Here is a 1,784-nt window from a genome sequence, read left to right on the forward strand (position 1 = left end):
GGTAGTCGCTGCGATTCCCGGTAGCCGCTGCTGGCGCCACCGAGCATTTCGGTAGCCGCTGCGACTTGGGCCAGCGACTGCCGAAAACAGCAGCAGCTAGCGGATATTCGGTAGTCGCTGCGATTCCCGGTAGCCGCTGCTGGCGCCACCGAGCATTTCGGTAGTCGCCGCGATCTTCGCCAGCGGCTGCTGGGGTCACCAGACACTTCGGCAGCCGCCGCGATCTTCGGCAGCCGCTGCTGGAGTCACCGGGCATTTCGGCAGCCGCCCGAGGTGAGCTCAGTAGCGGTAGTTGTCAGCCTTGAACGGGCCCTCGACGGTGATTCCCAGGTAATCCGCCTGCTTGGGAGTGAGCGAACTCAGACGAGCGCCCAATGCGTCCAGATGGAGCCGGGCGACCTCTTCGTCCAGCAGTTTCGGCAGCACATGGACACCCAGCGGGTAGGCATCGTGATTGCAGAAGAGTTCGATCTGGGCCAGCACCTGGTTGGCGAATGAGTTGCTCATCACGAAGCTGGGATGCCCGGTGGCATTGCCCAGGTTGAGCAGCCGACCCTCCGACAAGATGAGCACCCCGTGGCCGTCGGGATAGCGCCAAAGATCGACCTGCGGTTTGATGTTGACCCGTTCGATACCCGGCCAGGTTTCCACTCCCGCCATGTCGATCTCGTTGTCGAAGTGGCCGATATTGCCGACCACTGCCTGATGCTTCATCCGGCTGATCTGATCGGCGCCGATGACGTCGCAGCAGCCGGTGGCCGTCACGAAGATGTCTGCCGTGGCGACGACATCGTCCAGTTGGACGACCTGGTAGCCGTCCATCGCGGCCTGCAGCGCACAGATCGGGTCTATCTCGGTGATCAGCACGCGTGCGCCCTGCCCGCGCAGCGACTGGGCGCAGCCCTTGCCCACATCGCCGTAGCCGCAGACCACCGCCGTCTTGCCGCCGATCAGCATGTCGGTGCCGCGGTTGATGCCGTCGATCAGCGAGTGACGGCAACCATAGATATTGTCGAACTTCTGCTTGGTGACCGAATCGTTGACATTGATGGCCGGGAAACGCAGGGTTCCGGCCGCAGCCATCTGAACCAGCCGGTGCACACCGGTGGTGGTCTCCTCGGTGACCCCGAGCAGAGTCGAACAGATGGCGTCCCAGTCGATGTCGGTGGTCGCGCGCAGCTGGTTGAGCAGCACCGCGTATTCGTGCGAATCGTCCGGCCCGGGCTGGGGGACGTCACGGCCGAATTCGGCACCCTTGTGTACCAGCAGAGTGGCGTCACCGCCATCGTCCAGGATCATGGTGGGCAGCTCGCCGTCGGGCCAGCGGAAGATTTCGGTGGTGCATTCCCAGTAGTCATCCAGGGTTTCACCCTTCCAGGCGAAAACCGGAACACCCGCGGCAGCAATCGCCGCGGCGGCATGGTCCTGGGTGGAGAAGATATTGCAGGACGCCCAGCGCACCTTCGCCCCGAGGGCGACCAAAGTCTCGATCAGCACAGCGGTCTGCACAGTCATGTGGATGGATCCGGAAATCCGGGCACCGGCCAGCGGCCGCGACTCCGCGTAGCGCTCCCGCACGGCCATCAGGCCGGGCATCTCATGCTCGGCGAGAGTGATTTCACGACGGCCGAAATCGGCCAGGTCAAGATCAGCTACGCGGTAGTCCATGCGGGGCAGTCTATCTGCCCGTCCCCATATGACCCCAGCCATCAGGTCGGCACGTCAGCACCACCGCCGGGCGGCCACGCCACCTGCGGTCAGTCCGCCCACCTGCGGTCAGTCCG

General features: G+C 64.2%; 1 protein-coding gene. It reads right to left on the bottom strand.

Annotation, left to right across the window (positions count from 1 at the left end; translation table 11 throughout):
• Positions 1-279 precede the first annotated feature (279 nt).
• Positions 280-1,668, bottom strand: coding sequence for an adenosylhomocysteinase (ahcY, locus tag AAFP05_RS07210; RefSeq protein WP_341729182.1), 1,389 nt, complete (start codon positions 1,666-1,668; stop codon positions 280-282).
• Positions 1,669-1,784: the final 116 nt, after the last annotated feature.

Source organism: Brooklawnia sp. (genome assembly GCF_032229645.1).
GTDB lineage: Bacteria > Actinomycetota > Actinomycetes > Propionibacteriales > Propionibacteriaceae > Brooklawnia.

What these genes read in the sequence shown, in the direction of transcription:
- ahcY (WP_341729182.1), bottom strand. Translation starts at nt 1,668, where the DNA reads ATGGACTACCGCGTAGCTGATCTTGACCTGGCCGATTTCGGCCGTCGT.